Origin of the sequence: Chitinophaga sp., assembly GCF_036569185.1 — a bacterium.
In the GTDB taxonomy this organism is placed as follows: Bacteria; Bacteroidota; Bacteroidia; order Chitinophagales; family Chitinophagaceae; genus Chitinophaga.
The window spans coordinates 1-23,846 of record NZ_DATCRD010000151.1 but is presented as its reverse complement, the minus strand read 5'-3'; the positions used below and the strand labels follow the sequence as shown (position 1 = coordinate 23,846).

The 23,846-nt window shown below is 47.2% G+C and carries 19 protein-coding genes; 16 read left to right on the top strand and 3 right to left on the bottom strand.

Annotated features, from left to right (window positions below; translation table 11 throughout):
• The first annotated feature begins 324 nt into the window (after positions 1 to 324).
• The 10 genes from VIM72_RS11035 to VIM72_RS10990 all read left to right on the top strand — a co-directional run bounded on the left by VIM72_RS11035 (position 325) and on the right by VIM72_RS10990 (position 13,375).
• Entirely contained in the window at positions 325 to 1,353 is a 1,029-nt protein-coding gene (locus VIM72_RS11035; RefSeq protein ID WP_332002891.1) for a LacI family DNA-binding transcriptional regulator, read from the top strand.
• Positions 1,354 to 1,493: 140 nt separating this feature from the next.
• Positions 1,494 to 2,063, top strand: coding sequence for an RNA polymerase sigma factor (locus VIM72_RS11030; RefSeq protein WP_332002890.1), 570 nt, complete (start codon positions 1,494 to 1,496; stop codon positions 2,061 to 2,063).
• A gap of 75 nt (positions 2,064 to 2,138) precedes the next feature.
• Positions 2,139 to 3,155, top strand: coding sequence for a FecR family protein (locus VIM72_RS11025; protein WP_332002889.1), 1,017 nt, complete (start codon positions 2,139 to 2,141; stop codon positions 3,153 to 3,155).
• A gap of 98 nt (positions 3,156 to 3,253) precedes the next feature.
• A complete protein-coding gene (locus tag VIM72_RS11020) occupies positions 3,254 to 6,472 on the top strand; it encodes a TonB-dependent receptor (RefSeq protein WP_332002888.1) in 3,219 nt (1,072 codons plus the stop codon).
• 20 nt (positions 6,473 to 6,492) lie between these two features.
• Positions 6,493 to 7,878 (top strand): RagB/SusD family nutrient uptake outer membrane protein, encoded by a 1,386-nt coding sequence (locus tag VIM72_RS11015; protein ID WP_332002887.1) that lies wholly within the window; start codon positions 6,493 to 6,495, stop codon positions 7,876 to 7,878.
• Positions 7,879 to 7,986: 108 nt separating this feature from the next.
• The gene (locus tag VIM72_RS11010) at positions 7,987 to 8,835 is read left to right on the top strand and encodes a hypothetical protein (RefSeq protein WP_332002886.1); all 849 of its coding nucleotides are present in this window, start codon (positions 7,987 to 7,989) and stop codon (positions 8,833 to 8,835) included.
• A gap of 66 nt (positions 8,836 to 8,901) precedes the next feature.
• On the top strand, positions 8,902 to 9,714 hold the full coding sequence (locus VIM72_RS11005) for an acetolactate decarboxylase (RefSeq protein ID WP_332002885.1): 813 nt from the start codon (positions 8,902 to 8,904) through the stop codon (positions 9,712 to 9,714).
• Between the two features lie 260 nt (positions 9,715 to 9,974).
• On the top strand, positions 9,975 to 11,414 hold the full coding sequence (locus VIM72_RS11000; RefSeq protein ID WP_332002884.1) for a hypothetical protein: 1,440 nt from the start codon (positions 9,975 to 9,977) through the stop codon (positions 11,412 to 11,414).
• A gap of 88 nt (positions 11,415 to 11,502) precedes the next feature.
• Positions 11,503 to 11,718: a hypothetical protein gene (locus VIM72_RS10995; RefSeq protein WP_332002883.1), complete on the top strand. Its 216-nt coding sequence runs from the start codon at positions 11,503 to 11,505 to the stop codon at positions 11,716 to 11,718.
• 304 nt (positions 11,719 to 12,022) lie between these two features.
• Complete coding sequence (locus tag VIM72_RS10990) at positions 12,023 to 13,375, top strand: glycoside hydrolase family 27 protein (protein WP_332002882.1); 1,353 nt, start codon at positions 12,023 to 12,025, stop codon at positions 13,373 to 13,375.
• Between the two features lie 120 nt (positions 13,376 to 13,495).
• On the opposite strand, the gene VIM72_RS10985 is transcribed toward VIM72_RS10990, so the two are convergent.
• Positions 13,496 to 14,191, bottom strand: coding sequence for a hypothetical protein (locus VIM72_RS10985; RefSeq protein ID WP_332002881.1), 696 nt, complete (start codon positions 14,189 to 14,191; stop codon positions 13,496 to 13,498).
• 82 nt (positions 14,192 to 14,273) lie between these two features.
• On the opposite strand from VIM72_RS10985, the gene VIM72_RS10980 reads away from it, so the two are divergent.
• The 6 genes from VIM72_RS10980 (at position 14,274) to VIM72_RS10955 (ending at position 22,935) form a co-directional block, all read left to right on the top strand.
• Positions 14,274 to 14,720, top strand: a complete 447-nt coding sequence (locus VIM72_RS10980; RefSeq protein ID WP_332002880.1) for a YqgE/AlgH family protein — start codon at positions 14,274 to 14,276, stop codon at positions 14,718 to 14,720.
• A 127-nt stretch (positions 14,721 to 14,847) separates the two neighbouring features.
• On the top strand, positions 14,848 to 15,393 hold the full coding sequence (locus VIM72_RS10975) for an RNA polymerase sigma factor (RefSeq protein ID WP_332002879.1): 546 nt from the start codon (positions 14,848 to 14,850) through the stop codon (positions 15,391 to 15,393).
• Between the two features lie 36 nt (positions 15,394 to 15,429).
• Complete coding sequence (locus VIM72_RS10970) at positions 15,430 to 16,599, top strand: FecR family protein (RefSeq protein ID WP_332002878.1); 1,170 nt, start codon at positions 15,430 to 15,432, stop codon at positions 16,597 to 16,599.
• A gap of 287 nt (positions 16,600 to 16,886) precedes the next feature.
• Positions 16,887 to 20,261 (top strand): SusC/RagA family TonB-linked outer membrane protein, encoded by a 3,375-nt coding sequence (locus tag VIM72_RS10965; RefSeq protein ID WP_332002877.1) that lies wholly within the window; start codon positions 16,887 to 16,889, stop codon positions 20,259 to 20,261.
• 10 nt (positions 20,262 to 20,271) lie between these two features.
• On the top strand, positions 20,272 to 21,732 hold the full coding sequence (locus tag VIM72_RS10960; RefSeq protein ID WP_332002876.1) for a RagB/SusD family nutrient uptake outer membrane protein: 1,461 nt from the start codon (positions 20,272 to 20,274) through the stop codon (positions 21,730 to 21,732).
• A 57-nt stretch (positions 21,733 to 21,789) separates the two neighbouring features.
• A complete protein-coding gene (locus tag VIM72_RS10955) occupies positions 21,790 to 22,935 on the top strand; it encodes a TlpA disulfide reductase family protein (RefSeq protein WP_332002875.1) in 1,146 nt (381 codons plus the stop codon).
• Between the two features lie 50 nt (positions 22,936 to 22,985).
• Here VIM72_RS10955 and VIM72_RS10950 read toward each other — a convergent pair whose 3' ends face one another.
• On the bottom strand, positions 22,986 to 23,234 hold the full coding sequence (locus VIM72_RS10950; RefSeq protein WP_332002874.1) for a hypothetical protein: 249 nt from the start codon (positions 23,232 to 23,234) through the stop codon (positions 22,986 to 22,988).
• A 138-nt stretch (positions 23,235 to 23,372) separates the two neighbouring features.
• A complete protein-coding gene (locus VIM72_RS10945; protein ID WP_332002873.1) occupies positions 23,373 to 23,630 on the bottom strand; it encodes an Imm32 family immunity protein in 258 nt (85 codons plus the stop codon).
• Positions 23,631 to 23,846 lie beyond the last annotated feature (216 nt).

Here is a 23,846-nt window from a genome sequence, read left to right as displayed (position 1 = left end):
GTTTTACTAAAAATGAAATCGATTTCACAAGTTACAAAACTTATGCGGATTTTGTGCGGAGGTTGTCTGACTCAGGATTAAAGGGATTAAACTGATTACACTGATTTTATTTTTGTGATTTTGTAAAAGATTAAAAAGATTCGGGGAGATGTGAGCGAAAGTATCCGCTTAAATCTCCCCGAATCCTTTAAAATCAGAAATGATCAAATCAGCGTAATCAGTTTAATCCCTTTAATCCTGAGTCAGACAACCTCCGCACAAAATCCGCATAAGTTTTGTAACTTGTGAAATCGATTTCATTTTTAGTAAAACCTGGCTTAGCGAATGAAGAAGAATAAAAGGATCACGATCTACGACCTTGCAAATGAACTGGGCATTTCCGCCTCTTATGTGTCGAGGGCGCTCAACGATCATCCCAGCATCAGTGATAAGATGAAGATGCTGGTAAAAATGAAAGCACAGGAACTGAACTACCGGCATAATTCAAATGCAGCTAATTTAAGAATGGGCTCTTCACGCACGATCGGGGTGGTAGTGCCCAAAATCAATGAAAGCTTTTTCTCCAATGTGATCGCCGGTATAGAAGCTACCTGCTTTGAACATAAACATCATCTTATCATCTGCCAGTCGGAAGAACTGTTTGAAAAAGAAGTACTGGCAGTGGAGAAACTGGTACGGCTAAACGTAGATTGCATTATCATCTCCCTTTCTTCACAAACCATTACCTTTAATCACCTGGAAGAAGTAAAGAACAATAATATCCAGCTGATCCAGTTCGATAGAACCACCGACAAGATCAGCAGTCACCAGATCATCAACAACAACAAAGAAACCGCTTATAAAGTAGTAAAGCACCTGCTTCAGCAGGGCTATTCCAGGATTGCCTATATCGGCGGACCGGAACATACCGGTATCTACAAAGAAAGAAAAGCGGGTTACCTCCAGGCGTTAAAAGAAGCAGATATCTCTATCCCCTATCATTTCGTTAATGACAATGCGCTTACCAGGGAACATGGCTCCGTGATTGCCAGGGAGCTGCTACAGCTGAAAGAACCGCCGGACGCCATCTTCACCACTACCGACTATGTAGCGTTCGGTGTCCTGAAAACCGCCGCCGGACTGGGGATAAAAGTACCGGAACAACTCGGCGTATTTGGCTTTGCCAATGAAATGTTTGCGGAGATGCTTACACCAGGGTTATCTTCCGTGGAGCAGTTTACCCAGGAAATAGGAAAACGCGCTGCCGGTTTTTACTTTGAACAGCTGGCGTCGAAGAAAACCATCAGCTCCTCCAAAGAAGTGATCAGCTGCGAGCTGATATTGCGCGGATCATCGTTAAGGAAACAGCGGTGACGCTGTAAAGCCAGGTAGGGAACCAGGTTAACGCTATAAACAACAATGATAATCATTAGATAACTTTGCGCTACTTCTTTCTTCTCCATTCAACCGTATTTTTGGCCATCATTAATGTCATGTCAGAAAATACAACAAGATTGACAACGCACCTGAGTAAGAACGAAGTTGCTGCATTTGACAGTATCTATCATCAGTATCACCATGCGGTATTCAAAAACATATGCAAACTGGTAGCGCAACACGAGGTAGCCGAGGATATATTGCAGGAAGTATTCCTGGCATTGTGGAATAACCGTCATAAACTTGACCTGGAAAACGGGGCAGGCGGATGGCTGTTTGTGGTAAGCTATAATAAATCCATGCAGTACCTGAAAACCGCCGCCAGGGAAAAGCTGGTGCTGGTTACACATCCTGAAATACCTGTATCTACAGCGGAAGAAGACCCCAATATCCTGAAAGACCTGCAGCTGCATCTTATAAACGACGCCATCGAAAAACTATCCCCCAAAAAGAAAATGATCTTCCGGCTCTGCCGCCTGGAAGGCAAATCCCTGCAGGAAGCCGCCGCCATTCTTGGTATCTCTCCCCATACTGCCAAAGAATACCTGAAAGCATCTTCCACCTTCATCAAAAATCATATTGCCACCAAACAAGCCACCATTCCTGCAGCAGGCCTGATACTACTCACCGCTTATTTCCAGTATTAATTCCCGGCTTAACAATTTGGTAATAAAACCTATCCCCCCCTTTTTCCCGGTAATAGAGTTTTTATAGATGAAAGCATGGAACAGATCAGTTTATTATTAGAGAAAATAAGGAATGGTATAGCTACGGCTGCGGACATTGCGTTGCTGGAAGATATGCTGCTCCGGGAAGAAGACGCCGCGTTAAAACAACAGCTGCAGGAAGCGTACCAGCGCAGCGTAGCGGATAAGGAACAGGTGCTTGCCCCTGAAAAAACCGCGGAGATATTATCCAGGCTGCATGCCCGCATGGAAGCGGCTGCTGTACCGCCTTTAAAGGCTCCGCAATGGATAACGCCATGGGCACAGGTAGCTGCTGCGGCGGCTGTATTGATTGTTGTTGCTATAGCCGGTTTGAAATACCTGGGCAAAAACGCCCGCAAAACAGCTATGCCCCTTGCCCGGCAAACGGTGAACAGGATCAGCAATAACGGGGATGTTATAAAGATACTGGCGATGACAGATGGCTCCGTGGTAAAGCTATCGCCCAACAGTACACTTTCCTGGGTGGATAAGGAACGCTGTGTAAACCTGCAAGGCCAGGCCGCTTTCATGGTACAGGCAGATAAGAACAAACCGTTCACCGTGTATGCAGGCGGCATTGCCACCACCGCACTGGGAACCGCCTTTACCGTTAGCACACTGACACCGGGCAGCGTTTCCGTGAAACTTTCCGAAGGAAAAGTGCTGATTCATGCACCGGGCAACAGGAAAGACATTTACCTGGCCCCGGGAGAAGCATTCACTGTAAACACCGGCACCCGGTTATTTACAGTAGAGAAAGCAACAGGCAAACAGGCAGCTCTTTCCCGCAGCGCTGCCGGCGATGTGATTCTTTCGTTTAAAAATGAGCCGCTGGAAAATGTATTGCACTCATTGGAGAAGCATTTTAAAAAACCAGTTTATTATAATAAGGAGGACATCAGCAAACTGTATTTTACAGGCAGTATCCTGAAGAAGGATTCGCTGAAAAATATCCTCACCGCCATCGGCGCCATGAACCAGCTGGTGGTTACGGTAAACAACGACAGCACAATTGTCAGTAGCCGGAAATAAATCATTCTGTTAACAGCTTATCAATAACTGACAGCAGCACCCTGTGCTGCTGAAGGGGAAGCTTATTCATTTCATAAATCGTTATAAACATCCATCAAATGATCAGACTTTTAAACGCGTGCACGGGTGTTCTTTTGCTGTTATTATGCGCCATGAGCGCCTTTTCACAGGATGCTAAACCTATCCTGGTAAAAGGCACCGTGATGAGCGAGAACGGCGAGCCACTCATTGGTGTATCTATCTCCGTTAAGCAACAGCAAGGCAAAGAAAAGTACAACGCCTCCACCAATGAACAGGGCGTTTTCCAGCTCCAGGGATTAAAAGCCGGCGCGGTGTATGATTTTGTGTTCAACTTCATTGGTTATGAAAGCAGCCATGTAAACGGTTTCCAGGTAAAAGAAGGTGAAGGCAACCTCCTGCTGGTAAGAATGAAAGAGGCCAGTCGCGGCCTGAATGAACTGGTAGTAGTGGGTTACGGCACCCGTACCAAAAAGGAGCTTACCGGCGCTGTAGCCTCTGTGCGCTCCGGTGATCTGAAACAACAGGCGGTTACCTCCTTCGATCAGGCCCTGGCCGGGAAAATGGCAGGCATACAGGTGATGCAAACCAATGGGGCCCCTGGCGGCAACGTATCTATACGTGTTCGCGGTGTGGGCTCTATCAGCGCAGGCAACAATCCTCTCTTTGTAATAGATGGCATTCCCGTTACCAACGATACCCGCAACGCATCGCCCGGTGTTAACACCTATCAGCAGCCCTTTAACCCGCTGGCTGCGATCAACGTAAATGATATCGCCTCCATCGATGTGCTCAAAGACGCCGCCTCCGCGGCCATATACGGTTCCAGGGGCTCCACCGGCGTAGTGCTTATCCGCACCAAAAGAGGAGCCGCCGGCAGGATGACAGTTACCTACGACGGCAGTTACGGCACACAGTCCGTGAACAAGCATGTGGACGTACTGAATGCATATGATTATGCAAAGCTGGTATACGATGGTCATAATAATGCTTACCTCGATGCCGTTCCTACCGGCAAGCCCACAGACCCTAACAGTGTACGGCCCAAAAATCCGTCTACCTGGGTGCCTCCGCAGGTACTGCCTTATCTTGCAGGTGAAAAGGGGCTTACCAACACCGACTGGCAAAAAGAGATCTTCCGCCAGGCGCCCATGCAAAATCATAACATCAGCATTTCCGGGGGCACAGAAGAGCTGTCGTATTACTTCTCCGGTAACTATCTCAACCAGGACGGTATTGTTATCAATAATAACTACAAGCGCTACGCCAGCCGGTTCCGTATCGATGGCGGTCATAAGAAGTTCCGCTTCGGCGTAAATATGAACCCCTCTTTCACCGACAATCATGTAGTGAATGCCGAAGGCCCGTGGTTTGCGCCCAATTCAGGCGTAATAGCGCTGGCACTGGGTTATGCGCCCATCTTCCCTGTACATAATCCCGATGGCAGCTTTGCCGATTCTGTGAACGTATGGGGATATGGACAAACGAACCAGCTCAATCCTGTAGCCGTAGCTACCCTGATAAAAGACCGTATTAAAAATTTCCGCCTGCTGGCCAATGCGTATATGGAGTATGAGCTGGTAGCAGGACTGAAATACAAGCTCTCCGCCGGCACAGATATCAATACCTTCCGGCGCGATTATTACCGGCCTTCCACCCTGCCCCTGCCTTCCGGCACCCTGCCCTCCGTGGCCACCGGTTTTTCCAATACGGATCAATACACCAACTGGCTCATAGAACATACGCTCTCTTATGCCAAAAGTTTTGGCAGGCATAAGATAGATGCGCTTGCAGGCTTCACCGTGCAAAAAGAAAACCAGGAACATAATACGCTCACCTCCACTAATTTCCCTACGGATATAGTGACCACGCTGAATGCAGGCCAGATCAGCGCCGGTAATTCCACACAGGAACAGTGGAGCCTGAACTCCTACCTGGCCAGGGTACAGTATAGCTACAGCGATAAATATTTCCTCACCGGGTCAGTAAGAAGGGACGGATCTTCCCGTTTCGGGATCAATAAAAAATGGGCTTCTTTCCCGGCGATCTCCGGCGCCTGGCAAATTTCCAATGAATCTTTCTTTCCTAAATCAACATTTATCAGCGCACTCAAACTCAGGAGCAGCTACGGTTCTACAGGCAACTTCCAGATCCCTAACTACGGTTCACTGGCGCAGATAAGTAATACAGATGGTAACTATATTTTTGGCAACCAGGCATTGGTAAACGGCGTGTCTGTTACAACACCCGCCAACCCGGGGCTTACCTGGGAAAGCACCTCCAGCTTTGACCTCGGGCTGGAAACGGGCTTCTTTAACGACGCCCTTAACCTGACCCTCGATTATTATAACTCAAATACCACCCGTTTATTACTGAACCTCCCGGTACCAGGCACTTCAGGGTTCAGCAATTACCTGCAGAACATCGGCGCGCTTAATAACCGCGGGGTGGAAGCAGCATTATCTTTTAATAAAAAACTGGGCAAAAACTGGGCGCTGGAAACAAACGCCAACATCGCCTTTAATAAAAACAAAGTAACTAAACTGGGGCCATCCGGCGCGCCTATCATTGCCACCGGCGGCACCGGCAACGCTTATTTCATTACAAAGATCGGCGAAACCATCGGCTCTTATTATCTCTACATCAACGACGGTATTTACCGCGATAAAGCAGACCTCGATGCTTCTGCCAAAACCAGCAACCCAACCTACGTAGGTGATCTGAAATTCAGGGATATCAATAACGATGGAAAAATAGATGCCAACGACAGGGCCATCATAGGCAGTTTCCAGCCAAAATACATTTTCGGTTTCAGTAATACCGTAAGATACAAACAACTGGACCTGAGCTTTTCCATCCAGGGCAGCCAGGGGAATAAAATACTAAGCCTGTTCAGGCGCTACATCGCCAACGTGGAAGGGAACTTCAATAACCTCTCATTTGTAAAGGGACATTACGTTTCTCCCGACAACATCGGCACCGGCTATATTAACAGGGCCAATCGCCTTGCCACCGGCGGTAATGGCATTACCTCCTCCTGGCATGTGGAAGACGGATCATTTGTAAGGGTGCGGAATATTGCGCTGGGATATAATTTCCCCGCTGCGCTGATAAACCGTCTACAGGTTACCGCCATCAGGGTTTACGGCGCCGTGCAAAATCCATTCACCTTTACGAAGTACTCTTTATTCAATCCTGAAATCAGTAACCGTACAGATAATTCGCTGACCGCCGGGGAAGACTATGGCTCTTATCCGCTGGCGCGTACCTATTCCGTTGGACTTAACATCACTTTCTAATACAGCAATCCATAGCAATCATGAAAAGGCATTTACTGTATCTCCCTGCACTACTGTTTATATTCGCTTCCTGCAACAAGGAGTTCCTTGATCTTACGCCTCCATCCGCCATATCGCCCGGGTTGTTTTTTAAAACGGCCGATGATGCGGTAACAGCGGTAAACGGCTGTTATAAATCCCTTGCGCTGAGCAACCAGTATGGCGCCACTTTCCAGGTATTGATGGAAGCCCGTGCGGATAATTATACCGACCAGGATCCATCATCAGGCGCCGGTCAGAACTACCAGATCAACCGTTATTCCGATAACCCGGGCAATACCAATTTTTATAACAGCTGGACAGGTATTTATAACGGTATCTTCCGCTGCAATACATTGCTCACCAACATCGACGCCATTAAAATGGATGATGTGCTGAAGAACCGCATTAAAGGAGAAGCAAGATTCATCCGCGCACTGAGCTATTTTAACCTGGTGCGTCTCTGGGGCGCAGTGCCGGTATTAACGGCCGTTACAGACCCGGTAAGCGCCGTTAATTTAAAGAGAGACGCAGTACCGGTAGTTTATAAACAGATAGAAGACGACCTGGTTTTCGCCGCCGCCAATTTGCCTGAAACCTACGGCAGCAATGACCTGGGGCGCGTAACCGCCGGCGCCGCCAAAGGCTTGCTGGGGAAAGTATACCTGTACCAGAAAAAATATGCAGATGCACAAGCTATCTTACAACAGGTAATAAATTCAAAAGTATTTGTGTTATTGCCTAATGTAGCAGATGTATTCAGCACCACCAATAAATACAACGCAGAGATCCTGTTCGCGGTGCGTTTCGCCAAAGGCATTGCCAACCAGGACCACGGCTTCTGGTATGCCAACTCACAGGTAGTTACCGTAGATACCACGCTGGTAAATGCCTATGATCCCAGCGACCTGCGCAAAACGCTCAGCGACCCGGTAAAACCCACCGGTAATGCCAACATTATGCCCCGCAAATTTCTTGACCAGCCGGTAAACGGCAACGCCGGGAACGACTTCCCCGTGCTGCGCTTTGCAGATGTATTGCTGATGCAGGCGGAAATTCTGAATGAGCAGGGATATCTTCCACAGGGAAACGCATTCACCTTTCTGAACAATGTGCGTACCAGGGCTGGGCTGCCGGCGCTTACAGCGGTCGAATTGCCCAACCAGGCTGCTTTCCGGGCGGAGGTGTATAAACAGCGCCGACTGGAACTGCCCTTTGAATGCGACCGGTGGTTCGACCTGGTGCGTACCAACAGGGCCATATCCGAAATCCTCGCCAATAAAAAAGTAACGCTGCCGGCATATAGGCTGATTTATCCTATTCCCCAGCAGGAAATAGATATCATGAATAACCCGGCCACTTTCCCGCAGAACGAAGGCTATCAGTAAGAAGAACGCCCCGGCAATTGTTTATCCTGGTTGCCGGGGTATTTGCTATGTCAGATATAATGTTTAATATAGCTTCAGGGGCGCGTGAAATATAACGTTAACAGCTATATGAACAAGAAAATACTATCAATATTAAAAAAGATATACTCCCACGAAAATGGATTTTATAATGCTGCGCTGAACAGGCATGAACATAAAATCCCGGCAACTATAACAGCCTCCGATCTTGAAGTGCTGAACAATTCCGGGTTCGCTCCTAATCAGTTCGAAACCTTTGACCACCACCATGCCCTGGAACGGATGCTGAAATTGCAACAGCATAAAAAGCTAACGCTGGATTTTGCTGCAGCATTGTTCCTCAAAGGATTAACAGGGGAAATGCCCAGGGCAAGGCAAACACTGATGAGCTACCTGTATATAAAGCACCTGTTCAAACATAATTTCTCCGGTAAAAATACCTGTGAAATATGCGGCCTTCCAGCCACTGAAACAATAGATAAAACCCACCAGCTATACACTTACTATATAGGACATTCCTGGAATGAAATGCCACTGCACTTCCTGGTTGAACTGGAAGAAGCAGTAACATTTGATATGCCCACCATCAGCCATGCGGATAAACAAAAATCAGCGGAGCTGCTGGCCTTCATTGAAGCCGCAGATAAACAAGAAACCCCGGGGAAACTGGAAAAGAGGATAGCTGCGCATAAGATACTGGACCAGACAGACAAATACAAACGCTATGGGATCCTGCAAACACTTGCAGAATGCGGCATACTGCCCAATACGTTCATAAAGCCCAAATACGAGGCGTTCACCATCCAAACAGATCTGTGGAAGGCCAGTGAAAACCTGACCACCTCATTCCGCTCCGATATTATACTTCCTTTAGGCGGATGGAAAGGGGAAAACGGGGTAGACAGAGAGCGCTACGCCGAGATATTCGGAGGCCTTTGATGTAGTGGCCCTGCATCTATTCTGTCTTATCTTTATTTTATAACTTGTATACTTATTAAACATTCTATGGCAACTTCCCCGGCTTTTATCCGCCTACTAACAGCCTTGATATTGTTGTGCCCCGCTTTTGCCAAAGCGCAGCTATCACAGCCCGTAAAATATCATCACCTTTTTACCGCCGGGATAGCCAGCGGGTTAATGGGTGGCCTGTACGACGGTTTCTACCCCGTTGATTCCCTGAAAACAAAAGGCGACTTTGGCCTGGGAGCGCCGGATAAACTTGATGGAGAATTGCTGATGCTGAACGGAAAAGTATACCAGACACAATACACAGGAAAAACATTTGAAGTGAAGGATCACCATCACCTCCTCCCCTTTTGCATGGTCAATTTCTTCCGGGCAGCCAAAGTGATACATGTTCCCGACAGCCTGAACAAAACTGCTTTTTATCATTATCTCGACAGCCTTATGCCTAATATGAATGGTATGTACGCCATTCATATTAAAGGTAAATTCCGGTATATAAAAACACGTGCCTTTCCCCCCGTGGATAAACAACCCTACCCGCAACTGGCCGGTATGCTGAACCTGCAGCACTTCTTTGAATTCAGCAATGCCAACGGGGACCTGGTAGGATACCGCCTGCCAGCGTATATGGACAACACCAACATCTCCGGTTATCATTTCCATTACCTGTCAGGGCAAAAAGATGCAGGCGGGCATATTGTTGATCTTGTCACCAGTGATATTACTATTGAAATATCCCCGCTGAACAGCTATACCGTGGCCGTACCGGATAATCCTGCGTTTAACCATTTTGATTTTAAGAAAGACCGGCAGGAAGATATTAAGAGCGTAGAAAGAGGGGCTATTAAATAAGACCGGCATTATTAAATCCTGCCTCCGGCACCAGTTATGACCTGGCACTGCTACTGTCTTCCACTCCCTCCATCCGGATGCGGCTGTTAGCATTGCCGCCGCATATGTATCCGCGTAAAATCCCTTCCTCAAAAAAATCAATACGCGGTAAATTTTCCACATACTTTTTTTTATCCCCTTATTACCGCAATTGGTACAGTTGCTGTGGATATTCTGCATAGAAAACAGGAGTTATTTTTCAACGCGCTAAAAATTAACTTATGGGAAAAGACAGAAACGGCACTTTCCATCCGGGCAAAGGAAAACCTTCAGGAGCCAATAAGGAAGAGGGACTTGGAGCACAGGCTACTCCGCCGGAAAAAATGAATGAATACAATGAAATGACAGAAAAATATACCAGCGGTCCGGATGAGCTGGCGCCCAATGTTCATTTGCTGCATCCTAACAGGAATACTTCAAAAGCAAATACATCCAGGGGATATGGCACCAAAACAAGCGGTAAACCTGATCACGAAAAAGAGCAGGAAGATAACGCCCGCAACCGTGTGCCCGCTGCGCAAACGGACGCTGCTCCTCCTGAAGAACTGCACGGTGTGCTTACAAAAGACGACTTTAGTCAACTGGCTTCCATCTCAGGGAAATATTGTGTGTCGATTTATATTCCCACACATGAATCCGGTGAAGCAGTGAATGAGTTGTCTGATGCCGTGCTTTTTAAAAATAAACTGCAGGAGGCAGAAAAATTATTGCAGGAGAAAGGCTTAAAACAACCGGATATTGCGAAGTTACTCGGGCCGGGTTATGCACTGGCGTATGACAACGGCTTCTGGCGCAGCCAGCTGGCCGGACTGGCCCTGTTCCTGGCGCCTGGTTTTTCCTGCTTTATGCGGATGCCGGCTGCTCCCCCGGAACAACTGGTGGTAAACACTTTATTCCAGTTATCCCCACTGGCGCCCGCGATGCTGACCACCGAAAGCTTTTATCTCCTGGTGATCAGCAGGCATACCGCTAAACTTTTTAAAGGTGATGCTTCAGGAATGAACGAAATAAAAGTTGCCGGACTTCCCGACAGCACAACTACCAACCGCCCTGAAGATCCGGGTATTGCAAGCGGTGATACCAATTACCAGGGTATTGGCGGCGCCAGCAACAATAACAGTGCAGCATACCTGAAAGCTATAGATGATATTCTTTTCAGGGAAGTACTGCATAATGAAAACATACCATTAGTACTGGCGGGGCCGGAAGAACTAACAGCATTATACAGATCGGTAACTGCATACGCACAGTTATATCCCGAAGCGGTAACAGGTAACCGGGAATATGAGGATATCCAGGCATTATGCCGGCAGGCGCGCACACTGTTGCAGCCCTACTTCAACGGGGAGCTGCAAAAAGTAAAGGAAAGATACGCCAATCAATCCGCCACTGGCCTTACTTCTTCTATCGTGGCCGATGTAATACCTGCGGCTCACTACGGGCAGGTAGATACTTTGTTTGTAGCCAATAACACACAGACCTGGGGAACATTTGACGAAATGAACAATACACTGCGGGTAGATGATGACATGACCGGCGATAATGAAGACCTGTTGAATAAAGCAGTAATAAAAACCATCACCAACGGCGGGCAGGTGTTTACACTTGAAAGGGAAGAAATGCCGGCCGACAGTCCTGTAGCGGCTTTGATGAGATACTGATCATTAAAAGACAGGGAGCCGCTTTCTTTTCAAAGTGGCTCCTTTGGCATGCCTTATGTGAAGTCAATATAGAATAAAATACATTTTTATGAAAGAGCAAAATAACAATAACAAAACCTCTAAGGCGGTACCCGGAAAGGATACGGAAGAGAAAACTTCCGTTGGAGGTAACTACAATTCCGGGGTTACATCTGATGATCCTGCTACCAAAGAGGCCATCGAAAAAAAAGCATCGCTGCTGGAAAGCCAACCGCCTTCGCATAAGGACAGTCACCCGAAGGATACAACAAAAAAAGACCAATAGTATCCTCTCAAAGCAGCCCTGTGAGCTATTGTTTCGCAGGGTTGCTTTATGATGGCAACTAAAAGGACAAAGCTCCCGACCCTTTACCTTATTCACCTGGCTTACATAAGGAATCACGGAAAGCTTTAAGTCTCCCGGGGCTTTTGCCACACCTGTTTATTACCGCCCTCTAAAAGCATTGCCAGTCTTCATCTTAAAAATTAAAGTGTTAAATTGACAATTATAATTAAAATTATTACTTTAGACCACCGGTAGTTCCTTGGTACCGGATAAATTCCATGTCAGTTTTAACAATACTCTTATCATGATGCGATTATTAGCTCTCTTTATTCTTACTACATTTTTGGTGCAGCGCGGCCAGAGCCAGGATTTTCACAAGTGGGCGCCCGGACCGCCAATGGGCTGGAACAGCTGGGATTGTTATGGCCCCACTGTTACAGAAGCAGAAGTAAAGGCCAATACGGATTATATGGCCAAATACCTGAAACCTTTCGGATGGGAATATGTAGTGGTGGATATCAGGTGGTATGTGAGCAATGATAAATCACATGGCTATAATGAAACTGATCCTGATTACAATATTGACCAGTATGGAAGATTTGTTCCTGCGGTAAACCGTTTCCCTTCTGCTAAAAACGGACAGGGATTTAAGCCGCTCGCTGATTATATCCATAGTAAAGGATTAAAGTTCGGGATTCATATTATGAGGGGAATACCCGTGAAAGCAGTAGTAGAAAATTTGCCGGTGAAAGGCAGCTCCGCACGGGCAGCAGATATCTATTCCAAAGAAGGCCAGTGCCTATGGCTGCACGATATGTACACCATTCTTCCTGAAAAGGAAGGGGCCCAGGCTTACTATAATTCCCTTTTTGAAATGTATGCCGGCTGGGGACTGGACTTTGTAAAGGTAGATGACCTTTCTTCACCTATTTATTTTGCAGGGGAAATTGAAATGATCCGCAAAGCCATTGACCGTACCGGGCGTAAAATAGTATTAAGCACCTCTCCCGGTGAAACGCCTGTTGACCATGCCGCTCATGTACAGCAACATGCCAACATGTGGAGGACCGTGGGCGATTTCTGGGATAACTGGAAACAGCTGAAAGAACACTTCCAGGTATTTGAGCGCTGGAATAAATGGAGAGCGCCCGGCGCATATCCTGATGGCGACATGCTGCCGCTGGGCCGTATCGGCATCCGTGCGGAACGTGGGCAACCCCGTATGAGCGGGTTTACAAAAGATGAACAATACACCCTCATGACTTTATGGTCGATCTTTAAATCGCCGCTGATGTTTGGCGGTAATCTGCCCGACAATGATCCTTTTACATTATCCTTACTGACTAATAAAAATGTGCTGAAAGTATTAAACACCAGCACCGGCAACCGTCCGCTTTTTACAGAAGATGACAAGGCCGCCTGGACGGCAGATGATCCCGCAACCGGTGCAAAATACCTGGCCGTATTCAACACAGCAGATGCTCCTGCTACAGCCACCACGGCGATTCCTGTTGACCTGAACACACTGGGGATGACCGGTTTCTGTGTGATAACGGATCTTTGGTCAGGAAAACGGGTGGGCAGCTTTTCAGGGACTTTCGCACCGGCCATTGCACGGCATGGTGCAGGGTTGTACAGGATTGAACAAAGGAAGTGATTGGATGTTTTGGAGATAGAGAAAGAGGGTATATCGAATTGATATGCCCTTTTTTATTCGGGTACCTGATGGAGCGCCGGCGGCCATTTTTGACATCCCCTTTTATATTTCAGATCTGCCTTACAATTCAGGCAATGCCACTCCTTCACCGGGATAAAAGTTGTTTTCAAGGAAAAAACAATATCTCCTCAGATCATTTTCTGCACCTGAATTAAGATAGTTTATATAAAACTGTTCCTTCCCTTTGTTTACGTTACTTAACTCCTTATCATATAATTTGAGTATAAGATTCTCCCTGTTGGCCCACCAGTTTTTACATTCGCTATACGTCCAATGGTTATTCCCGTTGCAGGAATAACTATCCAGAACCTCCACTGCCCCGGCATCAATCACGCATATCAATTCTATATAATTTGCCGGTTGCCTGAAAACATACTCCCGGCAATCGGCATCAAACAACACATTAAAAGGCGCCTCTGTTTCCCCCGTACCGCAGGTATCAGACTCCCCCGTATAGAATGGTCCCGGGAAATTAAACGGATGCTTTTGCCGCCAATGATCATTATCAAAGCAATCCATCGATAATTCCGGAAACTCCAGTACACGTAGCAACTCTTTACGTATAAATTCATCCGCATCCGGCCGGTAGAGAAACCGGTAAAAATCTGTCCCATAAAGCTCTTCCAGTCGGGGCACCTTGCTGTTTACCTCTTTTAAATGCTTCTCTATATAAGCTTCTATAGATAGATCTGTTTTGATATCAGTTTCTTTACCGGTCTTCCGGAAGATATTCTTTATCCTTTCTAAAAAATCCATAATAATGCTTATTGCCATTGGGGAATTCCACAAATTAGCCAATAATAGCTGAAAGTTGCAGCCCTTGTTTTACTTTTACCCCATGAACGCAGGCATATTCTTACAAAGCACCTCCCTCCTGGACAACACCTATTTTGAAGGCGCTATCATTTTCATTGCGGAAAAGAATGAAAAAGGCGCCCTGGGATTTGTGATCAATAAGGTATTTCCCCGGGCTATCAACGAACTGGAAGAGTTCAAAACCAGCATCCCTTTCCCTTTGCATGAAGGAGGCCCGGTAGACCAGGAGCATCTTTACTTTATACATCAGCGCCCTGATCTTATAAAAGACGGAACACCCGTAACCGGCAACATTTGCCTGGGCGGGGATTTTCCTGCCGCAATGAAACTGCTCAATAACCAAACCCTTACGGCTAATGATATCAGGATATTCATCGGGTACTGCGGCTGGGACGGGCAGGAACTGGAAGACGAGATCAGGGAAGGCTCCTGGGAACTGATAAACGAAGCAGCATTGTTTGGACGTTAAAGCCACCCGGTAAAAATAATTACACAGATCACTACCTACTTTTGATTTTTTGCCCTAGTTTGCAAAATAATCCGGCCGCTGAAGATAATTGTCATCCAACCAAACATATAATGAAAAAGAGCTGCTTTTGCGCATTGCTGAGGGAGATGAAGCTGCTTTTACCATCCTTTTTAATCTTTATTCCACCCCATTAGCAGCTATCGCCCTGCGTATGCTTCAGAGCGAAACAGCAAAACAGGAAGTATTACAGGAGGTTTTTATTAAGATCTGGCTGAACCGGGACCGGCTTAAAGACGTACAGCATCCGGGCCCCTGGCTCAGGAAGATCATGATCCATGAATGTTTGCAATATCTCCGCAAAACTTCTTTATACAATGCCAAACTGGATCACCTTAAACAGGAGGATACCAGTTTTAACCTTGCGCTCCATGCAATTTCCGTTAAAGAAATACAACATGCGGTGAAACGTGCGCTCCTTTCAATGCCACCCCAGCGCCGTACCATTTATGAGCTGAGCAGGGAAAAAGGGATGCCCACAAAAGAAATAGCCGCCCGGCTTGGCCTTTCAGACGGGTATGTACGTAATGCCCTGAGCGCGGCGCTCCAAACCATCCGCAGTTTCCTGCCCCCCGCCATCCGGCTGCCTGTCGTTATTATTTTTTTATTTTTTTAGTGACAACTGATTTTCCCGCGCATCTTATTATAGAGTATGGACAATGCACGCATATACTATTTAACAGGACGATACCTGGAAAAGCACCTGGATGAAGCAGAGCAGGAAGAGTTCCAGCGCCTGTTACAGTCGCCCGGCCACCAGGAAGCATTACAGGCTGCGTTCGGGGAACTGGCGGGAGAACTGGATATGAGCATCCCGCAGGACGAGGCCTTACTCCCGCTCCTGCAGCAGGCTTTAAACAGCGACAAGCCCATTCGCCGCATTCATTTCCTGCCACGTTGGAGCCGGGCGGCAGCTGCTGTTTTGCTGGTGCTTGCTGCCGGGGCTTACTATTGGACAAGCCATAAAAAAAATACGCCCCCCACAGTTGCAGCGGCTAAAGCCACTGAAATTGGACCTGGCAGGGAGGGCGCCACCCTTACCCTGGCGGATGGCTCCAGTATAAAGCTGGACAGTCTCAGTAATGGCGTTATCGCTAAACAGAACGGTGCACAAGTGGTGCTGGCAAACGGACAAGTAGCTTATGCTCCCACCGGCAATACCAATGGAGATGTTGTATTTAACACCATGTCTACACCGAGAGGACGGCAATTCCGGCTTACTTTACCGGATGGCACCCAGGTATGGCTGAACGCGGCCAGTTCTGTAAGGTATCCGACCGTGTTTTCCGGTAAGGAAAGAAAAGTGGAAGTAACCGGCGAGGCCTACTTTGAAGTGGTAAAGAACCCGGCTGTTCCCTTCAGGGTGAGCATCAATAACAAAGCGGAAATAGAAGTGCTGGGCACCCATTTTAATGTGAATGCTTACGAAAACGAGCAATCTGTTGCCACTACCCTGTTGGAAGGAAGTGTGCGGGTTGCCGCTAACCGTAGTGGCGCAAAAAACGTGATCCTCCAACCGGGGCAACAGGCGCAATTAAGCAATGCCAATACAACTGAGATAAAAGTGGTGAAAAATGCGAATACAGAAAAAGCGATCGCCTGGAAAAACGGGTTGTTTTATTTTGATGGCGCCACACTGGCTGAAATCATGCGCCAGATGGAGCGTTGGTATGATATAGAGGTAGTGTATGAAAACGGTATCCCCGATATTGAATTTGAAGGGGAGATGACCAAAGATGTATCATTAAACGGTTTACTAACAATGCTGAAAAGAACGGATGTACGCTTCCGTATAGAAGGCAGGAAATTGATTGTTCAATAGAATATGCTGTGATGCTGCTTTTGAGCAGCACGACAATATATACCGGATCGGCTTTTTGAAAAAAAACCGTCACAGTTTAGGCCTGTGACGGTGGATGAATTCAGCTGGTCCACAAAAACGGTTTGCCAACCACTTTTATTAACAACCAAATCTGCTGCAAATTTATGCAAAAAAAATGCTATTGCCCTCCCGCCCATCAGGGGGAAAGCCAGGGCATTGCCCGATCCGCCAAAGCCGGATCCAGCGCGTCCTTAAAAAAAGGATTGCCTGCCAAAATCTTTAAGGTTATGAAATTAACTACCTTACTATTAACGGCCGCTTTTATTCATGCCCAGGCCACGAGTATGGCTCAAAACGTCAGCATCTCCGGCAGGAACCTGAGTTTAAAACAGGTGTTTACTGCCATTAAAAAACAAACGGGTTATGTGCTGCTTAACCAGAAAGGAGTGCTGGCCGATTCCAGGCCAGTATCGTTGTCTGTTAAAGATCTGCCGCTGGAGCAACTATTAAACGATATCTTCAAAAACCAACCACTGGAGTATGTGATAGAAGGCAAAACGATCCTTGTTTCCCGGAAAGCAGTGCCTGCATCTCCTGTTAAAGAGCCTTCTCCTTCCGCATCCTATATTAACACGCTCATTCCTGTCAGAGGTGTTGTCCGTTCTTCCGACGGGCAGCCTCTGGCGGGCGTGAACGTGGTAATAACCGGTACAAAAAGAGGCACTACCTCCATGGCTAATGGTTCTTTTTCCATTGATGCCAATGAGGGAGACGTGCTTAAAATATCTGCCGTAGGCTTCGCTCCGCTTACCCTTCGTTTTACAGGCGATCGTGTACAGGTGCTGAGCACAGGGCAGCCTGGTAATGAGGAAAGCGCTTCCCGGCCTGGCTCTTCCAAACTGGTATCCGGAAATCCTGCGGCGCTCATTATCCAGCTGGCAGTAAGCACCTCACCGATCGATGAGGTACAGATCACCGCTTATGGTACCACGACTAAAAGATTCAATGCAGGTAATATTACTACCGTTACATCCAAAGAAATAGCAAAGAACCCCGTCAATAACGTACTGGAAGCCTTACAGGGCAAGGTGCCGGGGCTGTTTATACAGCAGGTAACCGGTCAGCCCGGAGGCGCCTTTACCATCAGGATGCGCGGCTCTGCCAATCTCACTACCGGCGCTACACAACCGCTGATCATTGTAGATGGCGTACGTTTCCCCGGTGGCACCCTGCCGCTTTCCCCCAATACCGCCTATGGTACACAGGATTTTCTCCAGGGTGGCAGCGGTTTAAACTATATCAATCCAAACGATATTGAAAGCATCGATGTGCTTAAAGATGTGGACGCCACCGCTATCTATGGCTCTTCCGGCGCTTATGGCGTAATTCTCATCACCACCAAAAAAGCCAGGTCGGCACAACAATCTTTTAACGCCAACGTCTATACGGGCATATCGGTGAACGGGCAAACGCCTCCCCTGCTTAACACACAGCAATACCTGATGCTGCGCCGCGAGGCAATAAAGAATGATGGCCTGGAAATATCTCCCAGCGATAATGACCTGAACGGTACCTGGCCGGCCGACCGCTACACGAACTGGCGGAAGGAATTTATGGGAAAGTCTGCTGCTACCACCAATGCCAACCTCACTTACAGCGGGGGCTCGCAATACACCAATTACCTGATCAGCGGAAGTCTGCGCGATATGGGCAATATCCAGCGCCACAAAGGTTCCAACAGGGATGGCTCGCTGCGGTTTGCATTAAACACCAGCTCAGCGAACAATAAATTCACGATGGGCCTTACCGGCACCTATCTCTCTTCAAAAAATGACATGGTGCCGTACGACTTCTCCGTTAGCGCGCTCACACCGCCTAATGCGCCGCCGGCTTATAATAAAGACGGCAGCCTCAACTGGGCGTCTATCGGGAATGATGTTAACAGCAGCGGTACCGCCAGTAACGCAAACAGGCTGTATAAAAACGTAACCAATAACCTGCTTGCCAATGCTACCCTTACCTACAAGCCGGTGAAAAAGGTGACCCTTCGCAGTATCTTCGGGTATAATACGATTTCCGGGAAAGAACTGATCGGTTATCCCACTTCTACCTTTAATCCCACCAATACCCAGGCGGCCACGCAAACAGTAGGTATTCTTCACCAGTATAATACCCGTTCTATCACAATTTCGCCGTATGGTGAGTACAATACTTTAATTGCTAAAAAAGGGGATCTCAGCATTAAACTGGGGGGTGAAGTGAACAACCAGGTGACCTATTACGATGAGATCACCGGAAAAGGTTTTCCTTCGGACGCCCTGCTGAACAACCCTTCCGCCGGATCTTCGGTCACCACCGATTATAATCTCACCGAGTACCGGTCTATCGGTATGTATGGAATTATAAAATTTGTCTGGGATGATAAATACATTGTCGATATCAATACACGGAGGGATGGTTCCACTAAATTCGGGCCCGGCCGCCGCATCGGCAATTTTGGTTCCGCCGCACTGGCCTGGATCTTCAGCGGGGAAAAGGTGGTCAGGGATCACCTGCCCTGGCTCAGCTTTGGTAAGTTGAGAGTGAGCAGCGGTGTAGTTGGCGGCGATGCCATTGGCGATTTCCGTTACCTGGGCACTTATAGTGTGATCGGTGGCTCCTACGATGGCAAGGTGGGCTTATCTCCCAACTCGCTCCCTAATCCCCTGCTGAACTGGGAACGTAACTTTAACTCGGAAGCTGGCCTGGAGCTGGGTTTCTTCAACGACAGGATAACTACCGATGTTAGTTATTATCATAACCGCGCCGGCAACCAGCTGCTTGGACAGCCCTTATCGAGCGTTACCGGTTACACCAGTTATACGCTGAACTCCGATGCGCTGATCCGTACAAGTGGATGGGAAGCCTCTCTCAGCACCACCAATATCAAAAGCAAAAATTTTACCTGGACAACAAGGTTCAATATTTCCGTACCAAAGAGTAAACTGTTGCGGCTTCCATCTCAAAGTAACCAGAATTCAAACTATGTGCTGAACAAACCTGTTACCGGGATATTGCTTTATAAGTACAATGGCGTAAACCCTGAAACCGGCTACTACAGTTTTACAGATGCCAAAGGCAATGTATCAGATTACACAGGAGGATTAACACAGGCAGATAAAACAGAATTTGTAGATCTTGCCCCGAAATATTTTGGCGGACTGCAAAACTCCTTTACCTATAAGCGGTTGACCGTCGACTTTTCATTCAGCTTTACCAGTCGCACGGGTAAAAACTTCCTGGGGCAAACTTCCTTTCCTTTTGGATTATACGGTATGAATGGTTCCACCATCTGGCTACGCCGCTGGCAGCAACCTGGCGATGTAACCGACATTCCCAAACTAAGCTCGCAGTTCACCGGCATCTTCCGCCAGTGGCTCCTGCAGGAGAGCACCGGGGCATATAGTGATGCTACTTATGCAAGACTGCAAAATGTAAGCATCCGCTACAGCTTCAGTCCTGAAGTAAACAAAATGCTGCACCTGAAGAACCTGTCGGTATACCTGCAGGGGCAAAACCTGCTTACCATTTCCGGCTTCGACGGCCTGGACCCGGAAAACCTGAATGCCGGCGTAATTCCGCCATTGCGTGTATTTACAGCCGGACTTAATGTAACACTTTAATTTACCGAAAATGAAGATGACATTTTATAGTGACTGTAGTTTATCTAAATGCCTGCTTGCTGTTGCTGCTACGCTGACCATTACACTTAGCAGCTGCGAATCCTACCTGGATGGCACTCAACTGCCTGCCAACACTATTGCGGCGGCAGATGTTTATTCCAATGACAACATGGTATCCACCGTTGTTACAGGCATTTACCTGAACATGAACGGTTCCGGCCCATTTACAGGCAGCGCCAGCGGCAACATAGGTTATACCATGGGCTTATATACCGATGAGCTCAAAAACCTGCTGTCCGGCAACTTTGCAGATGTATTTTACAAAAATGCCGTTCAAAGCGGGCAAAGCGGCAACTGGTCTGATCTGTATAAAAAGCTATTCACGGTGAACACTGCTATCGATGGTATCAACACCAGCAAAGGCAACCTGGCTTATAAAGATCAATGGCTGGGTGAGTGTTATTTCCTCCGCGCGTATTTTTATTATTACCTGGTGAATATCTATGGCCCTGTACCGCTTGCATTGACAAACGACTATACCATAAACAACCGGTTATCACGCGCACCGGAGGCAGATGTATATAAACAAATCATTGCCGATCTTAAAATGGCCCAGTCCCTGTTAAGCGATGAGTATAAAAACGGGTATGGCGCCACTACTCCCAACCGCTTCCGCCCTAACAAGGCAGTAGCCACCGCCATGCTGGCCAGGGCTTATCTTTATGCGAAAGACTGGGCCAATGCAGAAGCACAGGCCACTGCACTGATCGGCAACACAAATTATGAAATGCCTGCACCGGACCAGGTGTTCCTTGCCAACAGTAAAGAAACCATCTGGGCGCTGGCTACCAGCAGTCCGAAAATCACCAATGAATATGGTTTCTACAATAATGGTATGCCGGCCACTATCACGCCGCCGCAAACGCCTGCCTCCTCCAGCGTTTTCGCGGCGCTGAGCAGCACCTTGCTTAATGCTTTTGAAGCCGGGGACCTGCGTTTTACCAACTGGACCCGTAGCTCAACAGTGGTCGCCACTTCTACCAGTCCTGCCACCACTTACTACTTCCCCGCCAAATACAAATCCGCTGCCCCTAATGCAGAGTACCAGGTACTGCTACGACTTTCAGAACAATACCTGATCCGTGCAGAAGCGAGGGCTATGCAGAATAAAAGCAATGCGATAGAAGATCTGAATGTAGTACGCTTACGCGCTGGCCTGCAAGGAGTATCGGGTGGCACACAAGCCGCCCTGCTGGCGGCCATCGCCAGGGAAAGGCAAATGGAACTGTTTACAGAATGCGGCCACCGGTTTTTTGATTTGAAACGTACCAGCGCCATTGATGCGGTAATGGCGGTAGTAGCCCCCATCAAATTAACCACCTGGAAAAGTTACATGGCATACTGGCCTATTCCGCCTAACGACCTGCTGCAAAATCCGAATCTTACTCCTAACCCGGGATATCTTCAATAAATAATATTCGAACAGGATGGTATAACTACCGTCCTGTTCTTCCAACAACATCTTTTTATGAAAAAAAATATTTTCCTTGCCGCCCTGCTGGCGCCGGGGCTGGTATTTGCACAATCCGGCAAATACGCATTAACAGTAAAACTCAATACCCTTGCAACACCTGCAAAAGCCTACCTGGTAAAAGATTACGGCTGGACCAACCAGCAGTTCCTCGATTCAGCGGTACTTAACAAAGGTATGTACACTTTTAACGGACAAATAGAGGAGCCCGCACAGGTAACTGTGCTCATTGATCATGACGGGCAAGCCGCTCAAAAATGGACAAAGACGGCCGATGTGATTGATTGCTACCTGGAAAAAGGCCGTATAGCCATTACCGGTACAAACACTATAAAAAATGCCAGCGTTAAAGGAGGGCCTGTCAACAGCGACTACAAACGATACAAACAAACGGTGCTGCTTCATATGCAGCAGATGAGCAGGTCGGTGGACTCCCTCTATCGCGCTGCACCGGAGCTACCAAAAAAGAATCCCGGCCTTATGGATAGCATAATGAAACGGTACCAGGTAGTTGCAAAAGAAACCGACTCCCTGAAATATGTTTTTATCCGCAACAACCCCGCTTCTTTTATCAGCCTGGTTACACTGATAGATGTAGCCGGGAAGGATGTAGACGTACCGCGTATTAAACCTATCTTCAAAACACTTTCTCCCGCCTTGCAAAACAGCAAAAGCGGTAAACAGTTTGCGAATATATTGTACGACCAGGGCCCGCTTTCCATCGGGGCAATAGCTCCTGATTTTACACAGCAGGATGTAAATGATAAACCCATAAAGCTCTCTGATTTCAGGGGAAAATATGTACTGGTTGATTTCTGGGCCTCCTGGTGCGGGCCATGCCGGGCAGAAAATCCTAACCTGCTTAAAGCGTACCACAAATTCAAGGATAACAATTTTACAGTGCTGGGCGTTTCATTAGATCAACCCGGTAAAAAAGCGGCATGGCTTACCGCCATTGAAAAAGACGGCCTGCCCTGGACACAGGTTTCCGATCTGCAATTCTGGAACAATGCCGCCGCGAAGTTGTACCAGGTACACTCTATTCCCCAGAATTTCCTGATTGATCCCAAAGGGAGGATAGTAGCGAAGAACCTGCGGGGAGAGGTGTTGGAGGAGAGACTTGGGGAGATATTGGGGAGGTAATGTTGTATGACGTGTGTTAGTTAAACTTTTCAACTAACACACGTTCATCTCTAACATTCGGAATATTCGGCAGAAAATACGCCATTTAACGCATACAGTTTATCAAGGCTGATCTCCGTCTGATCTTCCAGCTTTAACCAGCGTTTGCCATCGCGTTCAAAAATACTTTCTATTATTCCATTTGCACGTGTAACGCCATTGTCTTCATAAAGAATAGCAGCCGGCTCCTTTTTTTCAAAAAGCTGAAAAACGAAGGGGTAAAAGTCACCACCTTTTGGTATGGTTATTCTTGTGTCCATTTGAAGGGTATTAAGTGATGGAGGTTTGTTTCCTGCTGTAAAGGTCGGAAAAAATCTTTTGCTGTGGTTAAAGGAATTATTACTGCTAGAGAAATTTATTCGTTACACTGCCTGAATAACGGGCTGGTATTAGTCCATCTATATTTTTTCGATTACTAGCTCCGCAGATCCATCTTCCAAAGAATTATGCTCGTCAAAATGCAAATGATACCCTGATGGTACTTCGTCTTGCGCCAGGTTTAATAAATGGTTCGCTAATGAAACCAGGCCTTGCCTGTTGGCAGCTAATTTCACAATATCACCTTCTATTCTTATGCTTATGCTAAAACCACTTTCCCATTTGTATTCGATTCCCCTATCAGCTGAAAATGGAGGTATTGATATGCTTAATTCCATGATGTTATTCTGTTAATACAGAGACCAATGCACTAAAAAGTAGTGGTTACAGTTGTTGCACCACTATCCCTGCAAGTGCAGCAGTTTCATTCTAATTTTACGCCTCTTACAAGAGGAGTTATTCGAAAAAGATTATCTTTATCAACTTCATTACACAACGACCAATAATTTATTAAATCCGCAAGAATTACTCTCTCAGATTCCAGTATGGATTTA